This window comes from Rhizorhabdus sp. P4_G6, assembly GCF_056401045.1.
The window spans coordinates 1-26,688 of record NZ_JBFUKC010000020.1 but is presented as its reverse complement, the minus strand read 5'-3'; the positions used below and the strand labels follow the sequence as shown (position 1 = coordinate 26,688).

Annotated in this window: 24 protein-coding genes; 8 read left to right on the top strand and 16 right to left on the bottom strand. The window is 63.1% G+C overall.

Annotated features, from left to right (window positions below):
* Positions 1-34 precede the first annotated feature (34 nt).
* The 8 genes from AC1DPF_RS16105 to AC1DPF_RS16070 form a co-directional block, all read right to left on the bottom strand.
* Positions 35-703 carry a LuxR C-terminal-related transcriptional regulator gene (locus AC1DPF_RS16105; protein ID WP_477870784.1) on the bottom strand — a complete coding sequence of 223 codons (669 nt, stop codon included), beginning with the start codon at positions 701-703 and terminating at the stop codon, positions 35-37.
* A 438-nt stretch (positions 704-1,141) separates the two neighbouring features.
* Complete coding sequence (locus AC1DPF_RS16100) at positions 1,142-1,783, bottom strand: HAD family hydrolase (protein ID WP_477870782.1); 642 nt, start codon at positions 1,781-1,783, stop codon at positions 1,142-1,144.
* 38 nt (positions 1,784-1,821) lie between these two features.
* Positions 1,822-2,775, bottom strand: coding sequence for an ATP-grasp domain-containing protein (locus AC1DPF_RS16095; protein WP_477870780.1), 954 nt, complete (start codon positions 2,773-2,775; stop codon positions 1,822-1,824).
* Positions 2,776-2,866: 91 nt separating this feature from the next.
* Positions 2,867-3,550, bottom strand: a complete 684-nt coding sequence (locus tag AC1DPF_RS16090; protein ID WP_477870778.1) for a PIG-L deacetylase family protein — start codon at positions 3,548-3,550, stop codon at positions 2,867-2,869.
* Positions 3,541-4,473, bottom strand: coding sequence for a methionyl-tRNA formyltransferase (locus AC1DPF_RS16085; RefSeq protein ID WP_477962355.1), 933 nt, complete (start codon positions 4,471-4,473; stop codon positions 3,541-3,543). Before AC1DPF_RS16085 ends, AC1DPF_RS16090 begins: the two co-directional genes overlap by 10 nt.
* Positions 4,445-5,047, bottom strand: coding sequence for a sugar transferase (locus tag AC1DPF_RS16080; RefSeq protein WP_477962353.1), 603 nt, complete (start codon positions 5,045-5,047; stop codon positions 4,445-4,447). Before AC1DPF_RS16080 ends, AC1DPF_RS16085 begins: the two co-directional genes overlap by 29 nt.
* Positions 5,044-6,219: a glycosyltransferase family 4 protein gene (locus tag AC1DPF_RS16075; protein WP_477962351.1), complete on the bottom strand. Its 1,176-nt coding sequence runs from the start codon at positions 6,217-6,219 to the stop codon at positions 5,044-5,046. The genes AC1DPF_RS16080 and AC1DPF_RS16075 overlap by 4 nt, the downstream gene beginning before the upstream one ends.
* On the bottom strand, positions 6,216-7,394 hold the full coding sequence (locus AC1DPF_RS16070) for a glycosyltransferase (RefSeq protein WP_477962349.1): 1,179 nt from the start codon (positions 7,392-7,394) through the stop codon (positions 6,216-6,218). Before AC1DPF_RS16070 ends, AC1DPF_RS16075 begins: the two co-directional genes overlap by 4 nt.
* A gap of 358 nt (positions 7,395-7,752) precedes the next feature.
* Here AC1DPF_RS16070 and AC1DPF_RS16065 point away from each other — a divergent pair, with 358 nt between their 5' ends.
* Genes AC1DPF_RS16065 through AC1DPF_RS16040 form a run of 6 tightly spaced genes read left to right on the top strand, consistent with a single transcriptional unit; the run spans position 7,753 to position 15,066 of the window.
* Positions 7,753-9,762, top strand: a complete 2,010-nt coding sequence (locus AC1DPF_RS16065; protein ID WP_477870769.1) for a polysaccharide biosynthesis protein — start codon at positions 7,753-7,755, stop codon at positions 9,760-9,762.
* A gap of 26 nt (positions 9,763-9,788) precedes the next feature.
* Positions 9,789-11,003: a DegT/DnrJ/EryC1/StrS family aminotransferase gene (locus AC1DPF_RS16060; protein ID WP_477962347.1), complete on the top strand. Its 1,215-nt coding sequence runs from the start codon at positions 9,789-9,791 to the stop codon at positions 11,001-11,003.
* Positions 11,004-11,005: 2 nt separating this feature from the next.
* Positions 11,006-11,860: a sulfotransferase gene (locus AC1DPF_RS16055; RefSeq protein ID WP_477870765.1), complete on the top strand. Its 855-nt coding sequence runs from the start codon at positions 11,006-11,008 to the stop codon at positions 11,858-11,860.
* 37 nt (positions 11,861-11,897) lie between these two features.
* Positions 11,898-12,452, top strand: coding sequence for a polysaccharide biosynthesis/export family protein (locus AC1DPF_RS16050; RefSeq protein ID WP_477870763.1), 555 nt, complete (start codon positions 11,898-11,900; stop codon positions 12,450-12,452).
* Positions 12,453-13,712: an outer membrane beta-barrel protein gene (locus tag AC1DPF_RS16045; RefSeq protein WP_477870761.1), complete on the top strand. Its 1,260-nt coding sequence runs from the start codon at positions 12,453-12,455 to the stop codon at positions 13,710-13,712.
* A 40-nt stretch (positions 13,713-13,752) separates the two neighbouring features.
* Positions 13,753-15,066, top strand: a complete 1,314-nt coding sequence (locus AC1DPF_RS16040; protein WP_477870759.1) for a pectate lyase family protein — start codon at positions 13,753-13,755, stop codon at positions 15,064-15,066.
* Between the two features lie 51 nt (positions 15,067-15,117).
* Here the strand turns inward: AC1DPF_RS16040 and AC1DPF_RS16035 are convergent, their stop codons facing one another.
* The 4 genes from AC1DPF_RS16035 to AC1DPF_RS16020 form a co-directional block, all read right to left on the bottom strand.
* A complete protein-coding gene (locus tag AC1DPF_RS16035; protein WP_477870757.1) occupies positions 15,118-16,269 on the bottom strand; it encodes a glycosyltransferase family 4 protein in 1,152 nt (383 codons plus the stop codon).
* Positions 16,256-17,548, bottom strand: coding sequence for an O-antigen ligase family protein (locus AC1DPF_RS16030; protein WP_477870755.1), 1,293 nt, complete (start codon positions 17,546-17,548; stop codon positions 16,256-16,258). The genes AC1DPF_RS16035 and AC1DPF_RS16030 overlap by 14 nt, the downstream gene beginning before the upstream one ends.
* Positions 17,549-17,565: 17 nt before the next feature.
* Positions 17,566-18,714: an acyltransferase family protein gene (locus AC1DPF_RS16025; RefSeq protein WP_477962346.1), complete on the bottom strand. Its 1,149-nt coding sequence runs from the start codon at positions 18,712-18,714 to the stop codon at positions 17,566-17,568.
* Positions 18,715-18,899: 185 nt separating this feature from the next.
* Positions 18,900-20,093 (bottom strand): calcium-binding protein, encoded by a 1,194-nt coding sequence (locus tag AC1DPF_RS16020; protein ID WP_477962344.1) that lies wholly within the window; start codon positions 20,091-20,093, stop codon positions 18,900-18,902.
* 411 nt (positions 20,094-20,504) lie between these two features.
* On the opposite strand from AC1DPF_RS16020, the gene AC1DPF_RS16015 reads away from it, so the two are divergent.
* Both AC1DPF_RS16015 and AC1DPF_RS16010 read left to right on the top strand, forming a co-directional pair.
* Positions 20,505-21,500, top strand: coding sequence for an NAD-dependent epimerase/dehydratase family protein (locus AC1DPF_RS16015; protein ID WP_477962342.1), 996 nt, complete (start codon positions 20,505-20,507; stop codon positions 21,498-21,500).
* A 28-nt stretch (positions 21,501-21,528) separates the two neighbouring features.
* Positions 21,529-22,896, top strand: coding sequence for a UDP-glucose dehydrogenase family protein (locus AC1DPF_RS16010; protein ID WP_477870747.1), 1,368 nt, complete (start codon positions 21,529-21,531; stop codon positions 22,894-22,896).
* Positions 22,897-23,014: 118 nt separating this feature from the next.
* Here AC1DPF_RS16010 and AC1DPF_RS16005 read toward each other — a convergent pair whose 3' ends face one another.
* The 4 genes from AC1DPF_RS16005 to AC1DPF_RS15990 all read right to left on the bottom strand — a co-directional run.
* Positions 23,015-23,440, bottom strand: coding sequence for a LuxR C-terminal-related transcriptional regulator (locus AC1DPF_RS16005; protein ID WP_477870745.1), 426 nt, complete (start codon positions 23,438-23,440; stop codon positions 23,015-23,017).
* A gap of 957 nt (positions 23,441-24,397) precedes the next feature.
* A complete protein-coding gene (locus AC1DPF_RS16000; protein WP_477870743.1) occupies positions 24,398-24,898 on the bottom strand; it encodes a hypothetical protein in 501 nt (166 codons plus the stop codon).
* Positions 24,873-25,706, bottom strand: coding sequence for a hypothetical protein (locus AC1DPF_RS15995; protein ID WP_477962340.1), 834 nt, complete (start codon positions 25,704-25,706; stop codon positions 24,873-24,875). Before AC1DPF_RS15995 ends, AC1DPF_RS16000 begins: the two co-directional genes overlap by 26 nt.
* Positions 25,707-26,202: 496 nt before the next feature.
* Positions 26,203-26,688: M10 family metallopeptidase C-terminal domain-containing protein (locus tag AC1DPF_RS15990; RefSeq protein ID WP_477962338.1), on the bottom strand; the 486-nt coding region annotated here is incomplete at its 5' end.

Sequence of the window (26,688 nt, the reverse complement as noted above, 5' to 3'; positions counted from 1 at the left end):
GGTCTGCCGGCCGCTCGACAATGTTCGGCCCGGGCTATTGGTGAAGGCAGGAGCTGCCATTGAGGAGCGCTGCGCTGACCACCGGCATGGATGTCGATGGAATGGCCTCGGGGACGTTCACAAGGCCTCTGCTCATTCCCCAGATCGCAGCCTGGGTCCGGTTCATCACCCCGACCTTGCGGAGGATGGACTTTACGTGAACCTTGACCGTCGCTTCGGTGATCGTCAGCCGCCGCGATATGACCTTGTTCGGTTCACCGCGAATGAGCCCCTGCAATATCTCGAGCTCGCGATCCGAAAGATTGGCTTCACCGAGCGAAACCCTCATCTCGCCGGACATGTTTTCCGACTTGAGCAGCGCAAGGTCAAAGAGCACCTGCGAGGGGATCATCTTCTCCCCGAGGGCGACGAGCTTGAGCATCTCGCCCAAGCTCTCGCAGGACGTGTGCTTGCCGACATAGCCGTCGATACCAACCTGGAAGGCGTCTGCCACTCTCTGGCTCTGACAATTGGCTGCAAAGATGACGATCTTGCAGTCCGGCCAGTTCGCGTTGAGGAAGCGGCAGGTTTCGAGGCTTTCCTCCTCCGTCACCGCGTCGACGATCACGATCGGGACGATATCGGGCCGCATCATGAACGGCTCCAGGTCGAGGCTATGGTGATCGCGATGGACACCGATGATCTCGAAGGATTGTTCGATCAAGATACGGCGAAGACCTTCGCGCTCTATCTCGTTCTGGCTAACGATAGCGATGTGAAGCTGTTTGTACACAGAAGACCCCCATTGTTGAGTTGAAGTCCGTGATATTAGTGACAGGTCTCAGTTTCCTCCCTCTCCAGTCAGCGACTGTAGATATTCGGAACGTCCGAGTATTTATCGGCTCTTATGGATGAGGCAGTGCAGGCCACCTCGATCACGCATCAGATTTCTTACGAAAGCATCTGACCACTTGTATGTGTAACACGAACCAAGGTTACGGCAACGTCGATATCGGATAGCTCATTTTGTTCGCGCCATATCCAAAATAGGTAATATAAACAGTGTTATGGACCATAGACCAAACAACCTATGTTAGTTCTAAACAGGCTAGTCCGTACAACTGAAGCAGCACTATGATAGGTTAATTATTGGTCGATTTTTTCAAAGCTGATCGAACGTTTCGATCTCACGACAAACTTTCGGCGCAGGGAGCGGTCGTTTCTGTGCCAAGCGCTCTGAACGCTTGATGTGAACGGTACGCCAACCTAACCAAATGGGAGCAACGAAGTCTTTTTCTTCATTGTCAGCTACATAGGTGCAGGATTCAGCCGGCATTCCAAAAAATGATTGAACATGTTCGAATGCCCGCGGTGACGGTTTCCAATGTGACCGCCCCCAACGATCGGTGCAGACCGCAAGATCTACCTGACCAGTCGTGAGGCCCAGTGCCCGGAGCTTGCGCTTCTGCGCATCCAGAAAACCGTCGGTGATGATGGCGAACGCGGTTCGCGGAGGACGGCGTGCCAAAAACCGGGACACATCGGCCGCGAGTGCTATTTTGGGACGATGCTGGCGATAGACGCTGAGCATGCGCGAAATCAGTTCGGGCGCATGAAGTTCGCCTGCCTCCGCCAGCGCTTCGTCGAAGATGTGCCCGCGGGATCCAGCCCTGAACAACCGAAGCATGCGGTTTGAGAGGCCCGCAATCCCAAGCTGCTGCTCGGCCCATGAGCCGACCGCGCGGAGGCCGCTCTCCACATAGTCGCGCTCCAGGTACATGGTATCGTCGAGGTCGAAGACCATCACGGCGTCATAGCCGTCCGATCTTCGGCCTGAACGCATCAGACGAATACTGCGTCGTCGAACCGAAGCATTACCACGTCGGCCTGCCAATCATCGCTCATCGTACGAGGCAAGTTGAGCCGTTGCTCGATCAGCCAGCGGGTGAAGGTCGCACCGGCCCGGTGGGCCAGCGGATAGCCGCCGCCGAAGCGCGCATTGATCTCGAACATCGATGCCCTTCCGTCGTCGCTCATGATTGCCTGGAAGCACAGCGCGCCAAAGGGCCGGGCTTCGAGCGCCCTGGCAAGCTTCCTCGCCAGCTCGGACAACGCCGGTTCGCGCGTGGTCACGCCCTTCTCGACTTCCCCGGCACGAACCTTCAGCCGCTGATGCGGTACGGTGCACCGCAGCTCACCAAATTCGTCGAAGAAGAGATTCACGGTGAACTCGCGGCCATGCAGCATTTCCTGGACGATATAGGGTTCATCGCACTCCATATTCTCAACCGCGCGCCGATCATGGACGATGTGGATGCCGCGACTGGAGCTGCCATGGCGCGGCTTGGCGATCATCGGCCAGGTGCAGGGTCCATCGGTCGAAAGGAAGTCCTCGATGCTCTGCGTTTTCGGTGACGGGATATCGTTTTCAGCGAGGAATATCGCGGTCGCCAATTTGTCGCGGGCCATTTCCACCAGACTGGAGCTCCCGACCGCGACCTGCGTACCGATCATCGCGAAACTGTCGCGCGCCTTCGCGAAACACAGAAGTTCGGTGTCGATGGTCGGCACGACGAGCCCGATGGCATGCCGCTCGCAAAAGCCAAGCACCGTCCTTATGAAGCCCTCGCCTTCCGCCGGGGGCACCGCGAAGGCATAATCCGCCTCCATGCAGGCAGAACTCCACTCCGGCTGCAGGTCGCAGGCGAACACCTCGAGATCGATCCCAAGCGCGCCTGCGGACGACCGGAACGCGCGCAGCAATCCCACTCGGCGCCCGGCGGAGCTCAGCAACATGCGCAGCTTGGGCCGCTTGCCTCGGCCGATCCGTGGTTTGCGAGGAATGCCGGCTCCTACGAAAATATCTGATGTTACCGGGATGCCCATATCAACTGACCTCTCTGATGAGCATGAAGGCCTCCGCTGCCGAGCGCGTGACGGTGGAACCCCGCACGAGGCCCAACGCCCGCAGCGTCTCGAGCGAACGCTCGTCGGGAAAGGGGCGTAGCTGCGACGCGAAGCAGGCGAAGGCATCGAGCTTCGCCTCAAGGTGATCCGAGATGTCGATGAAGACGTTCGGCTGAAACGACTGCGACAGCATCGGCGCCGACCAGTTGGTTTCCGACACCGTTTCATAGGCAAGGATGCGCACCGGATAGTCGTTGCCCCGCGGCCTTGCCGCAACCATGGCTGCCTCGAACACCAGCCGGTGGTCGAAGTGCAGATCGCCCACGAAAGGAACGAAGAGCGTGTCGGGGCGAACGTCGGACACGACTTCGCCGATCGCACGGTTGAGATCCGCCAGCGGCATCTGGTCGAGGGCCGCGGCGGGAAGATCGAGGAAGCGAGTGCTCGAAACGCCCAGCAGGCTATGCGCCCGCTCCGCTTCGAGGCGCACATGGTCGGCCTGTGCGCTGTCGAAGTGCGGCGGCTGGCCGCGCGTGACGACCGCGACCGTCACGCTGCCCTCCCCGCTTGCGATCCTGGAAATGGTTCCACCGCAGCCGAGGATCTCGTCATCCGGATGCGGCGCCAGCACCAGCGCACGCGATATGCGCGATATCAGCGACATCCGCAGCCCCCCGCGCGCACGGCGAGCTTCGAATGCAGCGGCGGCGGCCCCGGCCGGCTCCATTGCCAGTCATGAACCAACAGGCCCCTCCCGTCACCACATCGTACGGTGAAGCCCTCGCTCCCTCGCTCCACGATCTGCCCCACCAAGCCGGCGCGATGCCCGGCCAGGCTGACGATCCGCGCGCGTTTGATGACGATGGGTTCATCGCGATATGTCGCTCGCGCGCCTGGGTAGGGATCGCCGCAGGCGCGAACCTGCCGCCAGGCCGCTTCGGCGCTGCCGCTCCAGTCTATCTCGCCGTCTTCCGGCCGGCGGCGCGCCGCCCAGGTGGCAAGGCGCGGATCCTGCGGCGCAGGGGCGGCGGTGCCCTCGACCAGGTCCGCAAGGAGGCCCGGGAGTATCTCGGTGAGCGCCGTCATATGCTTGGCGTAGAGCGTGGCGGCGGTCTCGTCTGGTGCGACATGGAAGAAGCGTTGCGCGAGGATCGGCCCGCTATCGGTGCCGCCATCGATCATGAAGATCGTGCTCGCGGTGATCGGCTCGTCGAGGAGGATCGTCCACGGGATCACGCCACGGCCGCGCAAACGAGGAAGCGGTGCCGGATGGAACCCGATCACCTGTCCAGGGGTCATCTCCATAAGCCGCTCGCCGCACAGCTGCGACCAACCGATGACGAAGAGATAATCGGGCGCCAGTGCCGCAATCCGTGAAATCGCGTCGTCGGAATTGGCGTTCTCGACACAGATGAGCGGGCATCCGGCCCGTTCGGCAGTAGGAGCAAGATCGACAAAATCGGAATGGCGGCTTGCCAATTCGGGCGGCAGCGAAACGATTCCCGCAACATCCCAACTCGGAGCCTTGTGCAGGCACTCCGCCGCTATGCGGCTGCTCTCAACCGCCCCGATGATCACTGCGCGCATGCGCTTTCCCTATTGCTATAGAGTTCAGACGCTCGCCGAAGAAGACGACCGCCAATGTCCGCCCGAGGATCAGAAGGTCCAGCGCGGCCGATCTGTTGGCAACATACCAGTCATCGAGCGCGATCTTGTCCTGGTCGGTCAGCAATGTGTTGCCATTGACCTGCGCCCATCCGGTCAGGCCCGGTCGCACGGAGTTCCTCGGCGATCCTGTCCGCGCCGCCTCGGCAACGGTGGCCGCCAGCAGCGGCCGCGGCCCGACGAGGCTCATGTCCCCAACGAGGACGTTCCAGAGCTGGGGCAGTTCGTCGAGCCTCGTCGCACGCAGGAAACGCCCGCTCCTGGTGATGCGTTGCTCGTCGGGCAGCAACGCTCCCGCATCGTCGCGCGCTGCGTCCATCGTCCGGAATTTGAACAGCACGAAATTGCGGCCGTGCAGTCCGCCGCGGACCTGCAGGAAGAATAACGGACGCCCGTCCAATGCCATGACCGACGCTGCGACGATCCCCAACAGCGGCGCCAGGAAGCACAGGCCGAAGGCGGCGACAGCGATATCGCGGAGGCGGGCGACAGTCATGCGGCCAGGTGCGGCGCGCGGCCGCTCAACTTTGGCGGCAGCGGCACAGCACCGACCGGCGCGAACAACTGCATTGTCGACAGCAATATCTCGTTGACGCGCTGCACGGAGAAGCGGCCGATTGCGGTGCGCCGTGCGCTGGCGCCCATTGTGGCGGCAAGGCCAGGCTGCCGCACGAACCGCATCATCGCGGCCTCCAGCAATTCGACATTGCGCGGCGCGACCAGCAGGCCATTGGAACCCTCGTCGATGGGCTCGCGGCAGCCGGGCATGTCGGTGGTGATGACCGGGCGTCCCATCGCCATGGCCTCGAGGATCGAGCGAGGCAGCCCCTCGCGATACCAGCTCGGCAGGACAAAGACGCTCGCCGCGGCAAGGCTCGGCCGCACATCCCGCACCTCGCCGAGATATTCGATCACGCCTTCCGCCGCCCACGCCTCGATCTGCGCCATCCCGATCCCGGCGGGATTGGGGTCCAGCGGACCCAGCAACCGGAAACGCACATGCGGGTGCCGCTTGCGGATGCGCCGTGCGGCTTCGACATATTCGGACAGGCCCTTGCTGCTCAGCAGGCGGCTGATCATCAGGAAGCGCGGCGGGCCAGGCTGTACCGGCACCGCGGTATAATATTGGAGATCCACGCCCGTCCCGGGCACCTGTACGACCAGCATGTCGGGCCGGATCATCTGGTGCCGCAGCATCTCGCCGCGATCGTCGGCATTGAAAACAAAAACGCCCTCGGCGCGCTTGAGCGCCACCCGGTACAATGCGGCGACCAGCCAGCGCAGCCAGCGCGCGCCGTTATCCGCAAAGGCGTGGCCCAGACCGCTGCACATCGCGAAGTAACGGATGCCACCGGCAATCCGGCTGGCGATGCCAGCATAGACGATTGGCTTCTGCGTGTAGGCCAGCACAAGATCGGGACGCTGTTTGCGGAACAAGCTGACGAGCCAGGCCAGCGTCCGGGTGTCCGCGAGGGGATTCAGGCCGGCACGCGCCATCGGCATCACCCGAAAGCCTATACCCATTGCGGCCAGCTGCGCCGCAACCACACGATCGTCGTCCGGGGCGCAGGCCATTACCTCGTGACCGTTGGCGACCATATCCTTGAGCAGGCGGCCTCGGAAATTGACAAGCGAGAAAGCGAGGCTCGCCACCACGATGATCTTCATGGGACATCGGCTCCTGCTGCCGGACCGCGCACCGCCGGCGCAGGCCAGGATGGCCGGGCATACTTCCGGAATAGGGCGGTGTAATTCCCGACGACGGCCGGCAGCGCGAAATGGCGGTCGACCCGATCCTGCGCAGCCCGGCCGAGTGCGCGCCGCCCGTCCTCGCCCAGCTCCGCCAGTTCGATCAGTGCGGCGGCCAGAGCTGGGGCATCGCATGGCGGAACGACGACACCGGTCGAGCCGATTACCCAGCCCGTATCGCCGACGTCGGTGCCCACGCAGGGGACGCCGCAAGCCATCGCTTCACCCACGATGTTCGGAAAGCCTTCTCCCCATGCCGAGGGCAGCGCCAGGATATCGAGGCCGGCGAGCCAGGCGGATACGTCGCTGCGGTGCTCCGCAAGCGTCCAGCTCGCCGGCGGCAGCGTCGCCAGGATCCGCTCCGCAGCCGGCGATGGCTGGTCCATCGCATCCCCCACCACCAGCAGGTGAGCGTCGTTGCGCACCCGCCGGACTTCGGCGAAGGCGGCGAGAAGATTGGGCACGTCCTTCATGGGGTGGTTGCGCGCGACGGTGCCGATCACAAGCGCATCCCCCGGCACCCGCAACCGCAAGCGAAGGGCTGCCCTGCCTTCGGCCCGGGCTGCGAAACCGCTCCTGTCGAAGCCGTTCGGGATTACCATGGCGCGACGCGCGCAATATCCGAACGCGGTATATTGCCGTGATGCAACGCGCGAATTGTAGATGATCGCGGCAGGCCTGCGCGACAACCAGGCGCCCAGTCTCAGCAGTGCGCGGGTCATCGGCTTTTCTTCGCGATAGCCGCTGAGAGAGTGCCGGACGTTCCACAGCATCGGCACCTTCGATACCGTTGCAGCCAAGGTGGCGGCGATCTGGCCGTGATGCATCCAGCCGATGATCAGGTCCGGCGCTATACTTTCGGTGAACTTCACAAGGCGCATGGCCGCGGCGAGCGTCGGCACGCCACCGCGCATGCCAAGGCTGTGGATCGGCGTTCCCGTGAGAGCGATCCGTCGGCCGACCTGTCCTGGCGCCATCAAGGAGATGACCTCTGGAAGGATGTCGGGCGACTGAACGCGATGCTCAAGCAGGCGGGCAAGCATAGTCTCGGCACCCCCCACATTGAGGCCAGTGATGATATGGAGAACTTTCATCTTATAGTTGTCGTGTTCGATTGCGCATGATCAGCAATCCCCCGCCGATGCATCTGACGAGTGCGAGACTAGCCAAAAGCGCCGCGCTATTCAGATCGATTCTGGTGACTATCCCAACGATCCCCCGTGCCAATTGGCAGGGTTGGGGAGCACTCCATTTGAGCTGAAAATATCCTCCACGCAGCTACCGCCCCTCCCAATGGAAGCCGCGCTACCCCTCCGCGATTCCTCCCGATGCTCGCCTTCCCGCCCCGCGCTGCAGGGCTATCGTTAGCGAACAGGCAAGGGGTGCCTAGTTCGCGTCCGCATCGGAGATAGCGAGACAGTTCGTCGCCACATCAAACGGGGGAAGACTCCGATGACGACCATGGTTGTTCCCGCAGTACAGCGCAGGAAATGGCGCAAGCTAACCTTCATGCTATACGATGCGAGCGCGATCTGCGCGGCGCTTGGCGTGGCGTTCATGCTGCGGATGAATGGCCACATCCCACCGGCCATGCTGCACGGAATGACGATCAACCTACCAGTCTTCCTGGTTAGCGGACTGGTCGTCTTCCATCTGTGCGGCGTTTATGACCGGATGTGGCGGCTCGGATCGCTGAACGATCTTGTCGCGCTCGCCGAGGCCGCCACGATCTCGATCATCATCCCGGTGTTTGCGCTGGTGATTACGTCAAGGGCGGGCTGGCTGCCCTCTTCGGTACCGATCATCCAATGGCTCGTGCTGATGCCGATCCTGGCCGGCGGCAGACTCTGGCGCAGGATCTTCAGCGAGCGGTTGCGCGACTACGGCTTCTCGCTCGGCGCGCGCGAAGACGTCCATGCACCGAAAAAGCCGGCACGTACCCTGATTGCGGGACTGCCTGAGCATGTCGAGATCGTCCTGCGACAGCTGGAGTCGGCCCCCGACCGCGAGCATGTTGCGGTTGGAATACTCGACGCGGGCAACCAGGATATCGCGATGAAGCTGCGCCGCGTGCCCATCCTGGGCGGCATCGAGGCGATCGAGCATGTCGTCGGCAAGCTTGCCGCGCAGAACCAGCGGCCAACCTGCCTGATCATCGCGGAAGGGCCGAAGCCGCTCCAGGGTTCGAGCAAGTTGAAACTGGTGACGGCCGCGGAAACGCTCGGCCTGTCCGTGCTGCGGGCGCCGCCGCCCACCGCGATCGGCAAGTCGCTCGACCTTGAGGTGGTCAACCTCGCCGACCTGCTGGATCGGCCGCAGGCGGCGCTCGACGAAGCCGTGGTGTCCCGGCTGCTGGTCGGCAGCCGGGTGCTGGTGACCGGTGCCGGCGGCACCATCGGCCAGGAACTGGTGCGGCAGATCGCCGCGATCGGCCCGGCCGAACTGATCCTGATCGATGCGGGCGAGTTCAACCTTTATTCGATCGAGCTCGAACTTCGGGAGCATTTCCCGAACGTGCGCTGTGTGGCCACGCTGTGCTCGATCCGGCAGCGGCAGCATGTCATGGCGGCGTTTGCGCGGCACCGGCCCGAGTTCGTGTTCCATGCCGCCGCCCTCAAGCATGTGCCGCTGGTGGAAACCAACATCTGCTCGGGCATCCAGACCAATGTGCTCGGCACCCGCAACGTCGCCGATGCGGCCCACCGCTACGGCGCGCGAGCCATGGTGCAGGTGTCTACGGACAAGGCGGTCAATCCGGTCGGGGTGATGGGCGCCACCAAGCGCCTTGGCGAACTTTATTGCCAGGCCTTGGACCTCGAGGGCGCCGGCTCGCCTTCGGCACCGCGGTTCATGACGGTTCGGTTCGGCAATGTGCTCGGTTCGAGCGGATCGCTGATCCCGCTGTTCCAGCGTCAGCTCAAACGGCGCGTGCCGCTCACCGTCACCCATGTCGACATCACCCGTTATTTCATGACGGTCCACGAAGCGGTGCAGTTGATCCTGCACAGCACGGCCTGTGCGATGGAGCATGACGTCCAGCGCGGGCGGATCGTCGTCCTCGACATGGGCGAACCGGTGAAGATCATCGACATCGCCCGCCGCATGATCCGCCTGTCGGGACTGGAACCCGACCGCGACGTACCCATCGACATCGTTGGACTGCGGCCCGGTGAAAAGCTTTACGAGGAGCTGTTCGACGAGCGCGAGGAGCGCCTGCCGTCGAAGCTTCCCGGGGTGTTCGAGGCGGCGCCGACGCCGGTTGCCATGCACACGCTGCGGCGGGGCATCAACGACCTCGCCGAAGCGGTTCGCAACCACAATGAGGACAAGGCCAGGGCGCTGCTTTTCCGGCTGCTCGATCCCGCCCGCGCCGACGCTCCCTGCGTCACCCACAAGCTGAGCATGAACGTCGCCGCGACGCGATCATGGCCTGGCGAGACCACCGACTCCCAGCAGGTGTAAGGATAGCAATGAGGACTTCTCCCATCATGCGCATGCCGCAAGATTTGCTCCACGCCACCGAAGAGGCACCCCGGATCGTGTCGCATTGGCCGGTTTACGCCGAAGACGAGATTGCCGCCGTCACCGAGGTCCTGCGCACCGGTCGGGTGAATTCGCTCCACCATGGTGAACGCTGCGCGCGGCTGGAGCAGCAGTTCGCTGCGATGTGCGGCCTTCCCCACGGTGTCGCCATCGCGAACGGGACCTTGGCGCTGGAGGTCGCGCTGCGCGCATTGGGGGTCGGTCCCGGCGACGAAGTCATCGTTCCCGCGCGCAGTTTCGTGGCTTCGGCGAGTTGCGTCGTGGCGTGCGGCGCCAAGCCGATATTCGCCGACATCGATCCCGTGACGCAGGGCCTCAACGCCAATCTCGTAGCCGCCCGGCTCACCCCGCGCACGCGGGCGATCATCGTCGTGCATCTGGGCGGATACCCTTCCGACGTTGCCGAGATCGCCGTGCTGGCCAATCATTATGGCATCAAGCTGATCGAGGATTGCGCGCAAGCGCATGGCGCAACCCTCCATGGCCGGCCGGTCGGCGGTTTTGGCGATGCAGCCGCATTTTCCTTCTGCACCGACAAGATCATGTCGACCGGCGGCGAAGGTGGCATGATGGTCTTCCGCGACGAGGCGGTGGCGCTGCGCGCCTGGTCGATCAAGGACCATGGCAAAGATCGGACCACCACCCACACCCCCAATGCCGCGCGGGGCTTCCGCTGGCTGCACACCGGCTTCGGCAGCAATTACCGCCTCACCGAGGTGCAGGCCGCGATCGGCTTGGTGCAGCTGACGAAGCTGGACGGGTGGATAGCGATCCGCCGGCGCAACGCGGCGGCACTGATCGAGGAACTCAGGGGCTGCCGCGGACTTCGCCTTGTAGAGCCGACCAGCGGGATCGGGCACGCCTATTACAAATTCTACGCGTTCGTCCGGCCGGAAGAGCTGCGTTCCGGCTGGCACCGCAATCGCATCGTCGAAGAAGCCTGGACGAGCGGCATACCCTGCCAGACGGGCATCTGCCCCGAAATCTACCGCGAGCGGGCGTTCACGGCGGCCGGCCTCGGCCCGTCGCAATCGCTGCCGGTGGCGCATGAACTCGGCAAGACCAGCATCATGCTCCCGGTCGACCCGACACTGAGCGAAGCCAGCTGCACCGCCATGGGGCGGGTGCTGCGCTCGGTCCTGGATGAGGCGAGTCTTTGAGCATGGCCGCAGACCGCCTCCCCTCCTTCCTCGTCATCGGGGCGGTCAAGGCCGCGACGACGTGGATTTCCCATCAGCTTCGGCATCATCCGCGCCTGTGGCTGCCCAATGCCGAGCCGCACTTCTTCAGCGCCGAATATGATCGGGGCCTCGACTGGTATCGCTCGCTGTTCGCTGAGGCGCCTGCCGATCGGATAGTTGGTGAGAAATCCGCCGACTATCTCGCCCATCCCGATGCCGCAGCGCGGATCGCAGCGGCCCTTCCCGGCGTACCGCTGATCATCCAGCTGCGCGACCCGGTGGAGCGGGCCTATTCGGACTATTGCATGTGGTATCGCCGCGGACTGGTCGGCGAGGATCCGCGCCATTACCTCGACAGCAGGCGCACGACCCAGGCGCGCTTCCTCGAAGGGGGGCTTTATGCGCGCCACATCCATAGGTTGTTGACACATATCCCGATCGAACGGGTCAAGATATTCCTCTACGACGATGTCGTGGCGACGCCCGACGCGGTGATCACCGAGACGTGCGAGCATATCGGCGTCGAGCCCCACATCTCGCCACCCGCCATGGAAGATCGCCGCAACGACAGTCACGCCCCGATGCTGCCCCTGTCGATCCGGCGCCTGCTGCGCCCGGCCCGGCCGCTGCTGGATCCGCTGCGGTCCAATCCCATGCTGTCGCGCATTCGGGCAGCGGTCGCCCGCCCGGTCCGCTATCCGGCGCTGACGAGCGAACTGCGATCGATGCTCGAGGACTATTATCGCGAGGATGTTCGCGAACTCGGCCGGTTATTGGGCCGGAATCTCGCAAACTGGCCCTGCGCGTCGCCGACCAGCGAGCAGGTCCACGGATGATGATGCACCCAACATGTCTTCGTGAGGGAGTTAGAAGATGACCCGACGCACGAAATTGATCGCCAGCCTGGCGACATCGCTCCTCCTTGCGAGCTGTTCGAGTTCCGACGGAGGGCTTCCGAGGCTGGAGCTCGCGGCGCCCGAGGCCTATCGGCTAGGTCCGGGCGACGAATTGCGGGTCAGCGTCTTCGGGCTCGACGCGATGGCGAACAGCTACGCGGTCGACGACACCGGCGCGATCGCGTTGCCGATCATCGGTGCCGTGCCGGTCGCCGGGAAAACCCTGCGCGAGGCTGAAGCGCTGATCGCGGACAAGGTCCTCGCACGCAATCTGGTGATCGATCCGCGGGTCACCGCCCAGGTCCAGACCTACAGGCCCTTCTTCATCGCCGGTGAAGTACAACGTCCGGGCCAATATCCTTATGTCCCCGGCATGTCGCTGATGACCGCGGTGTCGATCGCGGGCGGCTATACTTTCCGTGCGGATACCAAGCAGGCAACCGTTACCCGCACCGCGCGGCGGGGTGTCGCCACCCAGGACACGCCGATCCTCCCGGGGGATGCGATCATCGTCAAGGAAGGCTGGTTCTAATTGGCGGATCAGGCCACGCCTTGCCAGCGGCGCTCCACGCGCGCGATGCGGCACCTGCTGCTCGCGAGCGTGCTCGGTGTTGGCATACCTTCCGTCGCCGCCAGCGCGGACCGCGACCCGTCTGTCGCCAGCCTGCCACGCTCCGGCTATGAACCGAGAACGATCATCATCGGATCCGTCGTTGTCCGGCCGACCCTCGACCTGTACGCGACCTATGACGACAACATCTACGCGACGCGGAGGGCCAAGGTCGACGACAAGATCGTATCGATCAGCCCGCGGGTCGAGATCCAGCGACAGGGAGCCGCGCTTGATCTCACCGCCGATGCCCATGGCGACATCATCCGCTACATCGACAACAGCCGGGAAAATGTGAACCTGTTCGGCGGCAGCGTCGCCTCGAAGACGAACCTGACCCGGCGACAAACTCTGTCAGCCAGCCTCAGGTTCGACCGTGGCTTCGAACGCCGCAGCGATCCGGAGGCCACGACGGATCGCTCCCGGCCGCCGGCATTGACGAACATCACGTCCGGAGAGATCGGCTACCGCGTACAGGGCGGCAGGTTCGGTGCGGCCGTCGACCTGCAGGCGACCAAGATCGATTATCTGCCCCTGCGGGACGCCGATCGCGACCTGCTGACCTATCGGGTCGCAGCGCGTGGCCTTGTCAAGGTGACCCACCGCATTTCGGTATTTGCCGAGTCCTATGTGAATCACCGCGATGCGCGGCTTCGCGTCGACCGCAGCGGCGTCAACCGCGACGCCACCACTACCGGCATATTGACCGGCGTATCGTTCGACCTTGCCGACAAGTTGCAGGGCGATGCCGGCATCGGGGTCTTCAAGTCCAATCCAAAGTCGCCGGTGCTGCGTTCGTTTCATGGCGTCGGCGCCAATGCGCGCCTCGTCTGGCGTCCTCAGCGGCGAACGTCGGTGTCCATCGACGGCTTCCGCGGCGATGTCGCCACCATTCGCGCCGGTGCGGTCGGTCGGGTGGATACGCGCTTCACGCTGACGGTCGAGCAGGAGGTTCGCCACAATCTGCTGCTGCACGCCTCGGCAGGCCTGCGCGACGTCCACTATCGCGGTTCGATCGGCCAGGACCAACGCTATAAGAGCGGCGAGCTGGAACTACGCTACCTGCTGGACCGCCACTTCGCCTTGTCGCTGGGCACGACCCACTCGCGGCGATCGGCAGACGATCCAGACGAGCGATTTGCCCGCTGGCGTACTACACTCGGCCTGCACATGGTCTATTGAGAGAGCACCATTGAAATCCTTCATTTCCGTTGCTGTCGCGATGATGGGCGCTGTGCTGGTCGCGTGCGGTCCGGCGACGCCGGCGTCCCCTCCCTTCGCCGTCGTCACGACGCCCCTGAAGGATTCTTTTCCGGGAGCCGAAGGCTATGGCCGGATCAGCGTTGGCGGGCGAGGAGGCCGCGTCGTCGCGGTCACGACGCTCGACGATTCCGGGCCCGGTTCGCTGCGCGCCTGCATCGACATGACGGGGCCCAGGATCTGCGTTTTCAGGGTTGCCGGGGTGATTCGCTTCACCACCGAACGCCCCATCATCCACAACCCTTACATCACGATCGCCGGTCAGACCGCGCCAGGCGGCGGCATCATCCTCACCCATGGCGGCGGACGCGACGGATACACGCCGCTGGTGATAAAGAGCACGCACGATGTCATCGTGCAGCATATCCGGGTCCGGCCCGATCTTCGCGGCGAGAAGCGCGAAGCGAACAGCGCGATCATCATCGAGGGAAGCCGCCGCGTAATGATCGATCATGTCAGCACCTCCTGGTCGCTCGATGAGAATATCGGCGGCTATGCCGCGAATGACGAGGTGACGATATCCAACTCGATCTTCGCCGAGGGCATTCCTCGGCATGACAAATGCGCCTTGCTGGCCAGCGATCCGGTCGGTCCCCAGAAGCTCAGTTTCATTCGCAACCTTTGCGCGCATAATGGCGACCGCAATCCCGACATCAACTTCCCGCCCGGTTCGTGCGTGGAGGTCGTCAACAACGTCCTGTACAATGGCATGTTCGAGTTTGCGGAGATATGGGAAAGCTATGGCGGCACCCCGGTCACCATCGTCGGAAACTACTTCCGTGCCGGCCCGGACACAGTGGCGGGCCAGGCCCATGGCCTCGTCTCCCAGTCGGTCGGCTCGAAGGGTGCTGCGCAGCTCTACGAGGAGGGGAATCTCTTCGACGGGCTCGCCAAGGAAAATCAGCGGATCGCCTCGGTTCGTATATCGAACCCGCCCTGCCCGCTGACGGTCAAGCCCAGCAGCGCGCAACAAGCCTATGCCACAGTCCTCGCCGGGTCCGGTGCGATGCCCCGCGACAGCCTGGACCGCCGCATCATCGCCGATGTCGTCGCTCGCACCGGACATATTGTCAAAGCCGCCGGCCAGTTGCCCGAACTCGATCCGGGCGTACCTTATCCCGATGCGGATGGAGACGGCATGGCCGATGACTGGGAAAACGCCCACGGACTCAATCCGCATCGGTTCGATGCCTGGGGCGACAGGAACGGCGATGGCTGGACCAATCTCGACGAATTCCTCGATGCCCGCAGCACGGCGCTGATCGCGCAGCGCTGAGCCAGCAGGGACCGGGTCATACTCCGCCAGAATCCAGCAGGCTGATGGCGTTCACGCCACCCCGAGATCCGTCAACATCCGATCCCACTGGCCAATGATGGCACTCGGCTTGAACCGCGTACCGGTCGCCAATGCCGCCTTTCCCAGGCGGGCGCGAAGATCCGCATCGCTCAATAGTCGATCCAACGCCGCGGCCAGGCCGCCGACATCATCCGGAGGAACCAGCAGGCCGTCATGCTCGTGATGGATCATCTCCGACGGCCCATAGTCGCAATCGAACGACACCACCGGCAGGCCCGCCGCCATGGCTTCGCCCAAGGCGTTGCCGAAGCCTTCATATCGCGACGACATCACGAAGGCGTCCGATTGTCCCACCCAGTGCCCGGGCGATCGGCTGTTGCCGCGAAGCTGGACCCGCTCGGAGAGACCATAGTCGCTGATCTGCCGTTCGAGCGCATCTCGGGACTCGCCTTCCCCCCAGATCGCCAGCGTCCATTGTGGATGCCGATCGGCAATCGCCGCGAAGGCGTCGATCAGCATATCGAAGCCCTTCTGCCACGTCAGCCGGCCAGTCGCCGACAGGACGAAGGATGAGCGCACAGGGCCGATAACCGGGGCGATCTCGATGGGATTCGGAATCACGCGAGCCCGGCATCGGGCTTTGGTGCCGATGCACTCGCAGCTTTTACGAGTCTGCATGACGATCGCATCGGCGCGCCAATGGAGCCGTGCGAGAAGGATCGTCCATAATCGGCTGGCGTGCTGCAGACGAGGATTATTGCGCTCCGACACCACGACGCGGCGGTCGGTGCCCAGGCTAGCGAGCAAGGTCAGCACGTTGATCTTCGTCAGGAAGGATATGGTGGCATCCGGCTTCAGCGCGCCGAGCGTTTCCTTCAACGCCCGATACCGCCTGACCACCGCCCGCAGTCCCTTCAGCCGCTTGCATCCCCCTGCGGAAATGCCGAGCCGCACGACCCGCACGGCCGGATGAAGACGGTGAAATATCGGAGCATCAGGAGAATCGAAGGCGACGATCGTTATGATTCGACCTCTCGCGGCCCAGTCGCTGGTGAGCAGGCTGATCACCCGTTCGGCGCCGCCGGCGCCGAGGCCCGCGACCACCAGCGCGATGTGCGATGGCTTGCCGACCATCAGCGCGGGTTCGACGGCATGAACTACCGCAAGATCAGCTCTCGACACGGGTTCGCCCGAATTGCCCGACAGGCCGGGTGGACGCCCGCCGCCGTGCCCGCGCGGGGAACACCGTCAATTCCAGCGAGACGGCGACGGCAAGCAGGACCGGAACTGCCCATAGCCGCGCGTACATGTGCGGGCTCGCCATCGACGCGATGATGAAATTGCACGTCACCGACAGGGCCAGTGCCGTCGCGAGCCGGTCGCGCGGATAGGCGTTGACGGCCGCGGCGAGCAGCACCGCCAGCAGCACCATCCATCCGACCAGGGAGATCAGCCCGCCCTCGACCCAGAGCAGCAGGTACATGTTGTGTACCGGAGCGCCGAGCGCGCTGATGACCCGATATTGATCCGCGCCGACGCCTACCAGCATATGCTGCTCGACGAGGCCCCAGGCTTCGCGCATCAGCTGCATCCTGCCTTCATAGGTGCCGGCTTCGGATATGTCGCCCCTACCAATGGCCCTGCCCACGCGGGCGACGAAGGTTGCGGGAAGGCTGAGGCCGAGGTCGACAAACACTCCCAAGCCCAACAGGGCGCTCGCCCCGGCCACGGCGACCGATCGCGGACTTGGCCAGATGTTGCCGACCGCCATGAAAATCGCGAGAGCTGCAACGCAGCTGACGAAGGCGGTGAACGAGGCGCTGAGCATCACTCCCAGGAGGAGGACCGCGAGCCACAGCATTGTTGCAACATTCCCGACATAGCCCTTGGCGCGCAGGAAGATGACGAAAGGAACCGTCATCGCGAGCACCGCCCCGTTCCAGTTGGCATCGCCGGTGAACCCGCCCAGACGCCGGCCGCCGGACAGGAAATCCTGCCCGAACAGGTTCTGCGCGTCCTCGAAGGTTCCGGTGTAGGTGAAATAGACCAGCGCGCCGAACAGGTTGACGGCAAAGACGCCCCATATCATCGCCTTGATCATCGCGACATTCTGCTCGGGCGATCGCCGCAGAAGGATCATGGGCAGGACAACCCAGGCGAAGAGATATTGGCACGAGACGATCAGCCACCGCGACGGCGCCGGCCCATCGATCGAACCGATGAGCAGGCCGGAGACCAACATCACGAAGCCGCACATCCAGATGGTGGTCAGGAATCGGAACGGCTCGAGAGGGATGCCGTCGCGGTAGGCCAGCCGCACGAACCCCAACAGGAACAGCGCGTCGCTGAGGGTGAACATGATGTCATGGGAGGGACGCCATGTCAGATAGCTGGACAGGAAGATCGCAGCGATCACGGCATGTGGCATCGGCTCGTCGCCGACGGTGTCTGGCCAGGCCATGGGCATGTTCGAGGGCATTAGCGTGCCGCCGCCGCGGCGGATGAGGTCGATTTTTCCCGATAGACCGCCTGATGGAACACCCGCTGATAGGGCCAGCGCTCGAACAGCGCATGTGCGAAATGGGTCAGCAGGAAGGACGCCGCGAACACCGCGATCGCGAACAATGCCATCGAGAGCGCAATGTTGTCGGTGAACAGGCCGTAGCGCACGAACATCGCGCGAAGCACGAAATAGGCGAAGGGGTGCACCAGGTAGAGGCTGTAGCTCACGGTTCCGATATAGCGGAAGACCGGCCTGTCCAGCGCCCCGGCCGTAAGGCTGCCTTGCTGCAAGGCAAGGTAGAAATAGGTGCTGAGCGAAACGAGGATCGGCAGCACCACCGGGTCCTGAAACTGCGACCATGTCGTATAGTCGAAATGGGCGCGGCTGGCGAACCAGATGACCAGTGCGAGGCTTGCCGCCTCGGCGACCCGGGAGACCGCCGTCGCCTGTCGATGGGGCCTGAAGCTGAGCCGCAGGGCCAGCCCGATGATGAAATAGCAGGTGATCGGGAAGGCGATGAGGAACGCCAGGGCAGCGCCGACGGACAGGGCGCCGGCTACGGCAGTGCGGCGCTTGACTCCATATGCCACCACAAGCGCGGTAAGCGCGTAGAAGCATATCTCGAAGCTGAGGCTCCATGCATTGGGCGTCAGCTGCTCCGTGCCCGTGAAAAGGTTCACGAACAGCAGGCCGGCGATGACCGTGCGCAGGTCGTTCAGATTCGGATAGGCGTTCGTCACGGCGTTGAGCGCCACGAAGAAGAGCGAGAATATGAAGAACAGCGGATAGATGCGCACGAACCGGCGCAGCGCGAATTCGCCCAGGCTATATTTCATGACGCTCGGCAGGATCACGAACCCGCTGATCACGAAGAAAATCTCGACGCCGAATGTGCCGAGATACCAGGGATGCTCGACCAGCGAGACATAGTTCGCATTGCCGGCATAGATATGGCGGGCGGTGCCGCCGGCGATATGGGCCGCGAGGACCAGCACCGACGCTACGCCGCGCAGCCCGTGGGCAGCGACGTTGAACTCGGCCGAGCCGGTCCGCGCCTCCGGCCTCGCCGGGCCGTCGGTGACCATGGTCCTCGTCGATACGCTCTGCTCGGCATTCGTTGCCACGATGGAGATGCTCCCCCAACCCGTCCTTCCGGAGCGGTCGAGGGAGCACCATATCGCGCAGTTTTTCGGCAAAACATCACTCTTCCGAGATCATTCGGCCTCGGAGGAGGCATCGCGGCCGCTCGAAAGGCGTGCTTTGCGCCTTGCCCACGAGCTACGCTATGGTAGGTGTTACGCCGCCCGGCTCAGGCAAAGATGAAATCCGCAGCCGAGAAGCTTGCGGCATTCAGGGTGCCGGCGGGATCCTCGACGACGATGCTCATCTTGATGCCGGTCGATGTGACGACGTCGAGCCCTACTGCTCCGCTCGCCAGGTCGTGGGCGTAAACGGTGCCTGCACCGCCGCCGGCCCGGTAGCTCCCGACACCGAGCTTCTCGAGGACGATATGATCCAGGCCGTTCTCGAAGTCCTCGATATGGTCGCCGCCATCGAGAGCCCCGGCCCCCTTGAACACGAACCAATCGGCGTCGCTGCCGCCCCAGAGCCGGTCACTGCCGAGCTCCCCGAACAATTTGTCGAAGCCGCCATCGCCGTGAATCTGGTCGTCGCCGGCTCCCCCGAGCAACAGGTCGGTCCCGGCGCCGCCATATATGATGTCGTTGCCTGCTTCGCCGTTCGCCGAGTCGTTGCCGTCGCCAGCGTCGAGCCGGTCATCGCCGGCACCGGCCTGCAAATTATCGTTGCCGGTGCCGCCGGACAGGGTGTCCATGCCATATTCGGACGAGAGGGTGTCGTTGCCTTCTCCGCCCGTCATCAGGTTGTTGCCATCGCCGCCGTCCACCCGGTCTGCGCCGAGGCCACCATGAACATGGTCATCGCCAGCCTGTCCTTTCAGGCTATCGTTGCCCGCTTCGCCGAAGATCGTGTCATTGCCCGCACCGCCGCCGACCGCCTGGGTCGTGAGCTTCCCGGTCGCGGGATTGATCTCGTTGAAGAAGCCGTCGTCTCCGTCCCCCGCATAGATGAGGTCATTGCCATAGCCACCGTCGAGATAATCGCGGTCCCCGCCGCCGCTAAGCGTATCGTTACCGGCATCTCCCAGGATCTGATCGTAGCCGCTGCCGCCTTCCAGCAGATCGGCATCGTCACCCCCCGAAAGCACGTCGTTGCCCAGGCCGCCGACAAGGTGGTCCATTCCCAGCGCCCCGTCCAGGGAATCGTTGCCGTCGCCGCCATCGACCAAATCGGCTCCGACGCTGCCCTTTATGAAATCATTGCCCGCTTCGCCGAAGAGGCTGTCATTGCCTTCGCCGCCATTGATGTAATCATTGCCGCCACCGGCCCGCACCACATCATTGCCCGCCAGGCCGCTGATCGTGTCGACGCCGATGGTTCCGATGATGGAATCGTTGCTCGTAGTACCTGTGTACAGTGCCATGCCCTGCCCCTTCCCGTGATAGTGCCGCCTGCAGCCGGCGGCGGTCATCTCTGGGAAGGATTGGCTTAACCTACGCTAGGACTTTGAGCCGGCGCGACCGGTTTGCTGCGGCCGAACGGGCGATAGGACATCATAAGTTAAACATATGGATCAGCCCTTTGTGCTGCTCTGCGCATCGAAACAAGCGCAGCATAGCCTGGTCCGAGATCGCAGATGCTTCCGGTCGACCCCGGTACCGCAGAAGCACTACTCCTCCTCGGCTGCGCACCTGCGCCGATGGGCAGGCTGAATTCCGCCGTTTCTGCGCTACAGCATCAACCGGCCGATCCGCCTTGTGGTGCTGGAAGACATCGAACTCCCCGAGCATCGCAGCTGCGCACGGATCGAGCATTCGCACATATGGGGTATTCGATGGCGGTTTTAGTGACAGGTGCTGCGGGGTTCATCGGCATGCACTGCGCGATCCGTCTGGTGGAGCGCGGCGAGCGCGTCATCGGCCTCGATAATCTCAATGACTATTATTCCGTGGACCTCAAGCATGATCGGCTTTGCAACATAGAAGCTGCCGGCGGCGACTTCAGCTTTTCGGCCTGCGACTTTGCCGATCATACCGCGCTCGACGCAGCGTTGGCAGGCGATGACTTCGACCGGATCGTCCACCTGGGCGCGCAGGCGGGCGTCCGCTTCTCCCTCGAAAACCCTCGCGCCTATGCGCAGAGCAACCTGGTGGGACACCTCAACATCCTCGAACTGGCCCGCAGCCGCAAAACCCGCCAGCTCGTCTACGCCTCGTCGTCGTCGGTCTATGGCGGCAACGCGACCCTTCCCTTCCGTGTCCAGGACCAGGTCAACCAGCCGCTCTCGCTCTACGCAGCGACCAAGCGCGCCGACGAACTGATGAGTGAAACCTACGCGCACCTCTACAGGCTGCCGCAAACCGGGCTGCGCTTCTTCACCGTCTATGGACCCTGGGGCCGCCCCGACATGGCGCCCTGGCTGTTCACCGACGCCATCCTGCGCGGGAGACCCATCTCGGTTTTCAACAATGGCGACATGGGTCGCGACTTCACCTTCATCGACGATATCGTCAGCGGCGTGATCGCTGCGCTCGATCATCCGCCAGCGGATGACGGGCTCGAGAAGGCCGGCGGCAGCCGCACGCCGCACGCAATCTACAATATTGGCAACAGCAGACCGGAACGCCTGGGCCATTTCATCGACGTGCTGGAGCAATGTTGCGAACGCCCCGCCATTCGCGAAATGCGGCCGATGCAGGCCGGCGACATGAAGAACACTTTCTCCGACATCAGCGCGATCGAGCGCGACCTGGGGTTCAGGCCCGCCACTACGCTCGCTCAAGGCGCGCCGAAGTTCGTGTCGTGGTTCCGCGAATATCATCAAATCTGAACCACCTGATCAGCCAAGGGGTTATCTTATGCGCATCGCGATGATCGGAACTGGTTATGTCGGCCTCGTTTCTGGCGCCTGCCTGGCGGACTTCGGCCATATCGTCGTCTGCGTCGACAAGGCGATCGACAAGATCGAAGCCCTGAAAAACGGTGTCATGCCCATCTACGAACCCGGTCTCGCGACGCTCGTCGCCAGCAATGTCGAGGCGGGCAGGCTTTCCTTCTCGACGGACATCGCGCCGGCGGTAGCTCAGGCGGATGCAGTGTTCATCGCGGTCGGGACGCCATCCCGTCGGGGGGACGGCCATGCCGACCTGAGCTATGTCTTCGCCGCCGCCACCGAAATCGCGCGCGCTCTGGTCGGCCGGACGGTGGTCGTCACCAAGTCGACCGTGCCTGTGGGAACAGGCGATGACGTCGAACGCATCATTCGGCAAGAAGCGCCTTCGGCAGCGGCCTGGGTGGTATCCAATCCCGAGTTCCTGCGGGAAGGCGCCGCAATAGAGGACTTCAAGCGCCCGGACAGGATCGTCGTGGGAACCGACGACCCCGAAGCTCGCCAGGTCATGCAGGAACTCTATCGGCCACTGCACATCAATCAGTCGCCGCTGATGTTCACCGGCAGGAGAACTGCCGAACTGATCAAATATGCAGCAAATGCCTTCCTCGCCACCAAGATCACCTTCATCAACGAGATGGCGGATCTCAGCGAGGCCGTCGGTGCAGACGTACAGGACGTGGCGCGTGGCATCGGGCTGGACAACCGCATCGGCACCAAATTCCTGCACGCCGGCCCCGGCTATGGCGGATCCTGCTTTCCGAAGGATACGCTGGCGCTGCTGAAGACGTCGGAGGATTTCGGGTCCCCGCTCCGGATCGTGGAATCGGTGGTGAAGGTGAACGACGTCCGCAAGCGGGCGATGGGACGCAAGGTCATTCGCGCCATGGGCGGCGACGTGCGCGGCAAGCTGGTCGGGATCCTCGGCCTCACCTTCAAGCCCAATACCGACGATATGCGCGATGCTCCGTCGATCGCGCTCATTCAGGCGCTTCAGGATGCCGGGGCGATAGTGCAAGCCTATGATCCTGAGGGCGCGGAACAGGCACGGCCGCTCATGAAAGACGTGGCGTTCCTGTCCGATCCCTATGCCGCCGCCGAGGACGCGGACGCCATAGTCATCGTCACCGAATGGGACGAGTTCCGTGCACTCGACCTGCGACGCATCGCGTCCTTGATGAACGACCCTGTCCTCGTCGACCTGCGGAATATCTATCCGGATCATGAAGTCCGCCGCGCCGGCATGAGCTACACCGGCATCGGACGAGCTTCGGCGGAGGCATTCGATCGCAAGCCGGCGGTGCCCAGGCTGCGCGTGGCCGCCCTCGACTCCTAGAGCGGCTGCCAACCCGATTGCGCCGGGTCGGCCGCCCCATGTTGCTATTTTATCGGGAGTTCCCAGTTGCAAGATGATTTCACCTGACTGGAAATCGCTATAGCTCCGCCGCTCTTGGTCAGCTGAGAAGGCTGGTCGCCAAGCCGGCTATCGCGACGTTCCTGGTTGCCCAGATCGCCGCCTGCGTGCGGTTGAGGATGTTCAGCTTGCGCAGGATCGTCCGCACCTGAACGCGCACCGTCGCGACCCCGATGCTGAGACGGTTCGCAATCACCTTGTTGGAGGCACCGTCAGCCAGGCACCGCAAGATATCGAGTTGCTGCGTCGAAAGTCCGGCATGGCTGGCCACCATCGACTGACCACCGCGCGTTCCCAGCATCGCTGCCAGCGACCCTACCAGTGGCGAAGGTATGAATTTCTCACCGCCGGCGAGCAGCGGGATCATCAAGACCAGCGCGCCGGGCTTGACGCTCCACAGGATCACGGCGTCCACGCCGGCGGCGAAGGCGTTCTGCAGCTCGGCCGGCTCACAGTGGTCGCTCAACAGAGCTATCCTCGCGTCGGGTTCGCGCATACGAATGTCCGCGACGGAGGCGAGGCCGAACGCATCAGCAAGACTATCGATCAGGATGACATGTTCCGCCCTGCTGCTCCGCGCAACGCGTGGCGCTCCTTGCGTCAGCGCATCAGTCTCGACCGAGAAACCGTGGGCGCCGAGCATCTGAGCCAGGCTGGCCCTTCTCATTTCCGAATTGCTCAAGACAGATACGAAGATCTGCCCAGGAAGCGAATCCGGGAAGGTCGATGAACCCTCACGTCTGACCGGCACGTCCGAGCCTAGTCGCATCCCTGCTGCGGCTGTGTATCGACCCAAAAGGAATACCCCGATTTAGACAGCTAAGCTTACACTGAACCTCACCGCCATCTAGCACGCGCCATTCTATCCACCAATATCTTTACGCCTAATCTATGTTAGTTAACGATTCTGGGTTGATCGACTCACCATTCTGCACTCGATACAACCGATCCAACYCCAATCTTTCCAGTTTACTTGCTATCATCAATTACAAAATAACATTCATCTATTTGGCAGTTCTATCCACCTGGATTGCCGCACAGCCCCTCCATAAAGGTCATATTTTGCGGTCTGGCGGAAATCTCCAGGGGTAAGGTGCAGTTGCGCTTTGGGCGCGGCTTCGCATCTCATCCATTCACTTCTGCGATTTGGATGGGATGGGATCGGCTCAACGACGGTTGGCGATCCTACCGTCGCCCCTGCGAGAGCATGGCGCCGCTGCCCGACGGATGTGTGACAGGCCGCGCGGGTCAAAGGGGGGAACGCGCGGCCTGTCAGCACGATGCGGCCGGAGCTTTTCAGCCGCATGGCAGGGCAATGCCGTGACCTGGATACATCATCCGCTCCAGGGGCGGGCATCCGCATGGGGAGTAATACTTGTGCCGCAGCGTTCGAAGGCAGCCGGGCGACAGCCTCACTTCCGATCTATTGCGTAGCCGGCGCGGAATGCGCGCTTATCGAGTCCAGCAGGTGGCGCAATTCAGGACAACGCCGGCTCTGCGCTACAGCGAGCACTGCGGGCCGCGCGAAGAAGAAGCCCAGACGAGCGGCGCTGTCTTGCGTGAAGCGTTCCACGATCGCCCGGGCAGCGGCAGGGCCAGGCTTCCAGACTCCCCGATAACCGATCGTCAGGGGACCGACGGCGGCACCTTCCATCTCGAACAAGGTTCCCAACTCACGCGCGCGATCGCCGTTACGGATCAACAGGCGGCATGGGCCCAGCGTAGCGGCAACGGCCGGGCCAGGAGCAAAGCTCTCCATATCGATCGAGAAGCCCCTCGCTCGAAGGGTCGCCGCGATGTCACGGCTGAGATGGTACTCGTCGACATGGGTCGATCGCTGCTGGAGCCACAGCTTCGGAGCGACCGTGGCGATCAGCAACGCCATGATCGCCGCCGGGCTAATGATGGCGCGTGACAGCGACAACGCCTACTCCTGTCACTGCGATTGCCGCCGCGAAGCTCGCCAGGCCGAACAGAGCCCCGCCCTGCCCCACATGGAAATATTCGAAGTGGCTGGGAAAGCGCGCGATCGTCGCCAGTCTCAGGATGTTCACGATCGCCATGGCGGCTGCCGACGCGACACAGACCGAGAGGAGTGCCGGGCTAAGCCTCAGCTGCAGCATCTGAGTGACCACCACGAACAGCAATRTGGACAGCGACATATTGTGCAGCGACGAGCAGCCGAGAGCGACATATAAGCGACCGGCGCCGCCGAACAGGTCGACGACATTACCCTGTACGCTCGAGCCTGCGATGGCGGCAGCGAGATGGGCATCCCATCCGAGCAACATCGGCCCAAAAAAAGCCAGCAGCAGACGCCCCCAGATCAGCGGCCCCGTGAGCGCGACCATGACGACCGCGACGCGCCGGGTCGCCGATGCGCTCGCCGATGTGGCGAGGAGGTAGGCTCCGCCGAGAAGCACAGCGATGGCGCCGCCKAAATTGAACGGAATGGCGGCTAGGATCGCCATCGACGCGAGCACCGGTCGGTCCAGCGGCGCCAGCGCTTCGACCTTGTCGGTCTTGCCGGCAATCACAAGCATGACGATCAGGGCGAACCAGATGATCGCACTCACCCCGCCTAGCGAGAGCAGTGCGCTTGCCAGGCTTTGGCCGTGCAACGCGGTCGCCAGCTTGCCGGCCAGAGCATTTACAGCGGCGATGCCACCGATGATGGCGAATGCCTCCGCCCGGGCATTGAGGGAGGGCAGCCAGCGGATCGGCCGCTTCACGTCAAGCGCCGGCCGCAAGGCTCGGAACGGATCTTGCGCACCGGCCTACAGGGCCGATCAGGATGACGGGCTGCATTGTCTTCCGCATGGATCGAGCCTGACGCTGGTGTAGAGAGCCAGCAGTAGGCGCCATTCAGATTGTTTTCACATGTGCACTGTGTGTAACTCTAAGTTTCCAAGCGTGACCGTTGCCGAACTAAATCACAAGAACGCAGGCAGGCTAGCCCTGGGTCGTCGCAATTTCCCAAATCACCGTGACCACGATGAGGAGTGCGACAGTACCCGTCCATCTGGATGCGCCCGTATTCATGTACGGATCGACCGCACTTCGTATGACGCAAAATTGATAATGTCCCCATTGACGGATATGAAGAATACTCATCGTACACTTCCTTATATTATGTCACTATTCGCCCGTATTTATTTTAAAGATAGATAGCTTCGGGATCGCTATCCGGTCTATTCGAGACTAGATGGCCGTGCATGCGATCCTGATCTATATGAAATCGGAGGCCGTCACCGCGCCCGGCGCCAGGTTGGCGATCTGGATCGCCGAATCTGCCGTGCCGTTGCCCGTACTCGAATAGAAAAGGAAGGTATCGTTCCCGACCGCCAACGCGGCCACTTCGCCATCGCCAGCGTGCCCGTTGAAAAGTTGCTGTGCCGCGGCGGCCGCAGCGGTGAAAGAGGATTGCACCGATCCGGTCAGGATGGCCACCGGGTTATACCCGACGTGCAGTCGATCGGCACCATCCTGGAAGTCGCTGATGACATCGGCTGACGCGCTCTCGAATTTGGCAGAGTTCCCGCCGAAGATGAAATAGTCCACGCCGGCGCCCCCGGTGAGATTATCAACGCCGAGGTCGCCGCTGATCACATCGTTTCCCTCACCGCCGACGATCGAGTCGTTACCTCGACCGCCGCGCAGAGAATCGTTGCCGAGCCCTCCGTCGATAACATCATTGCCGAGATTGCCGTTGAC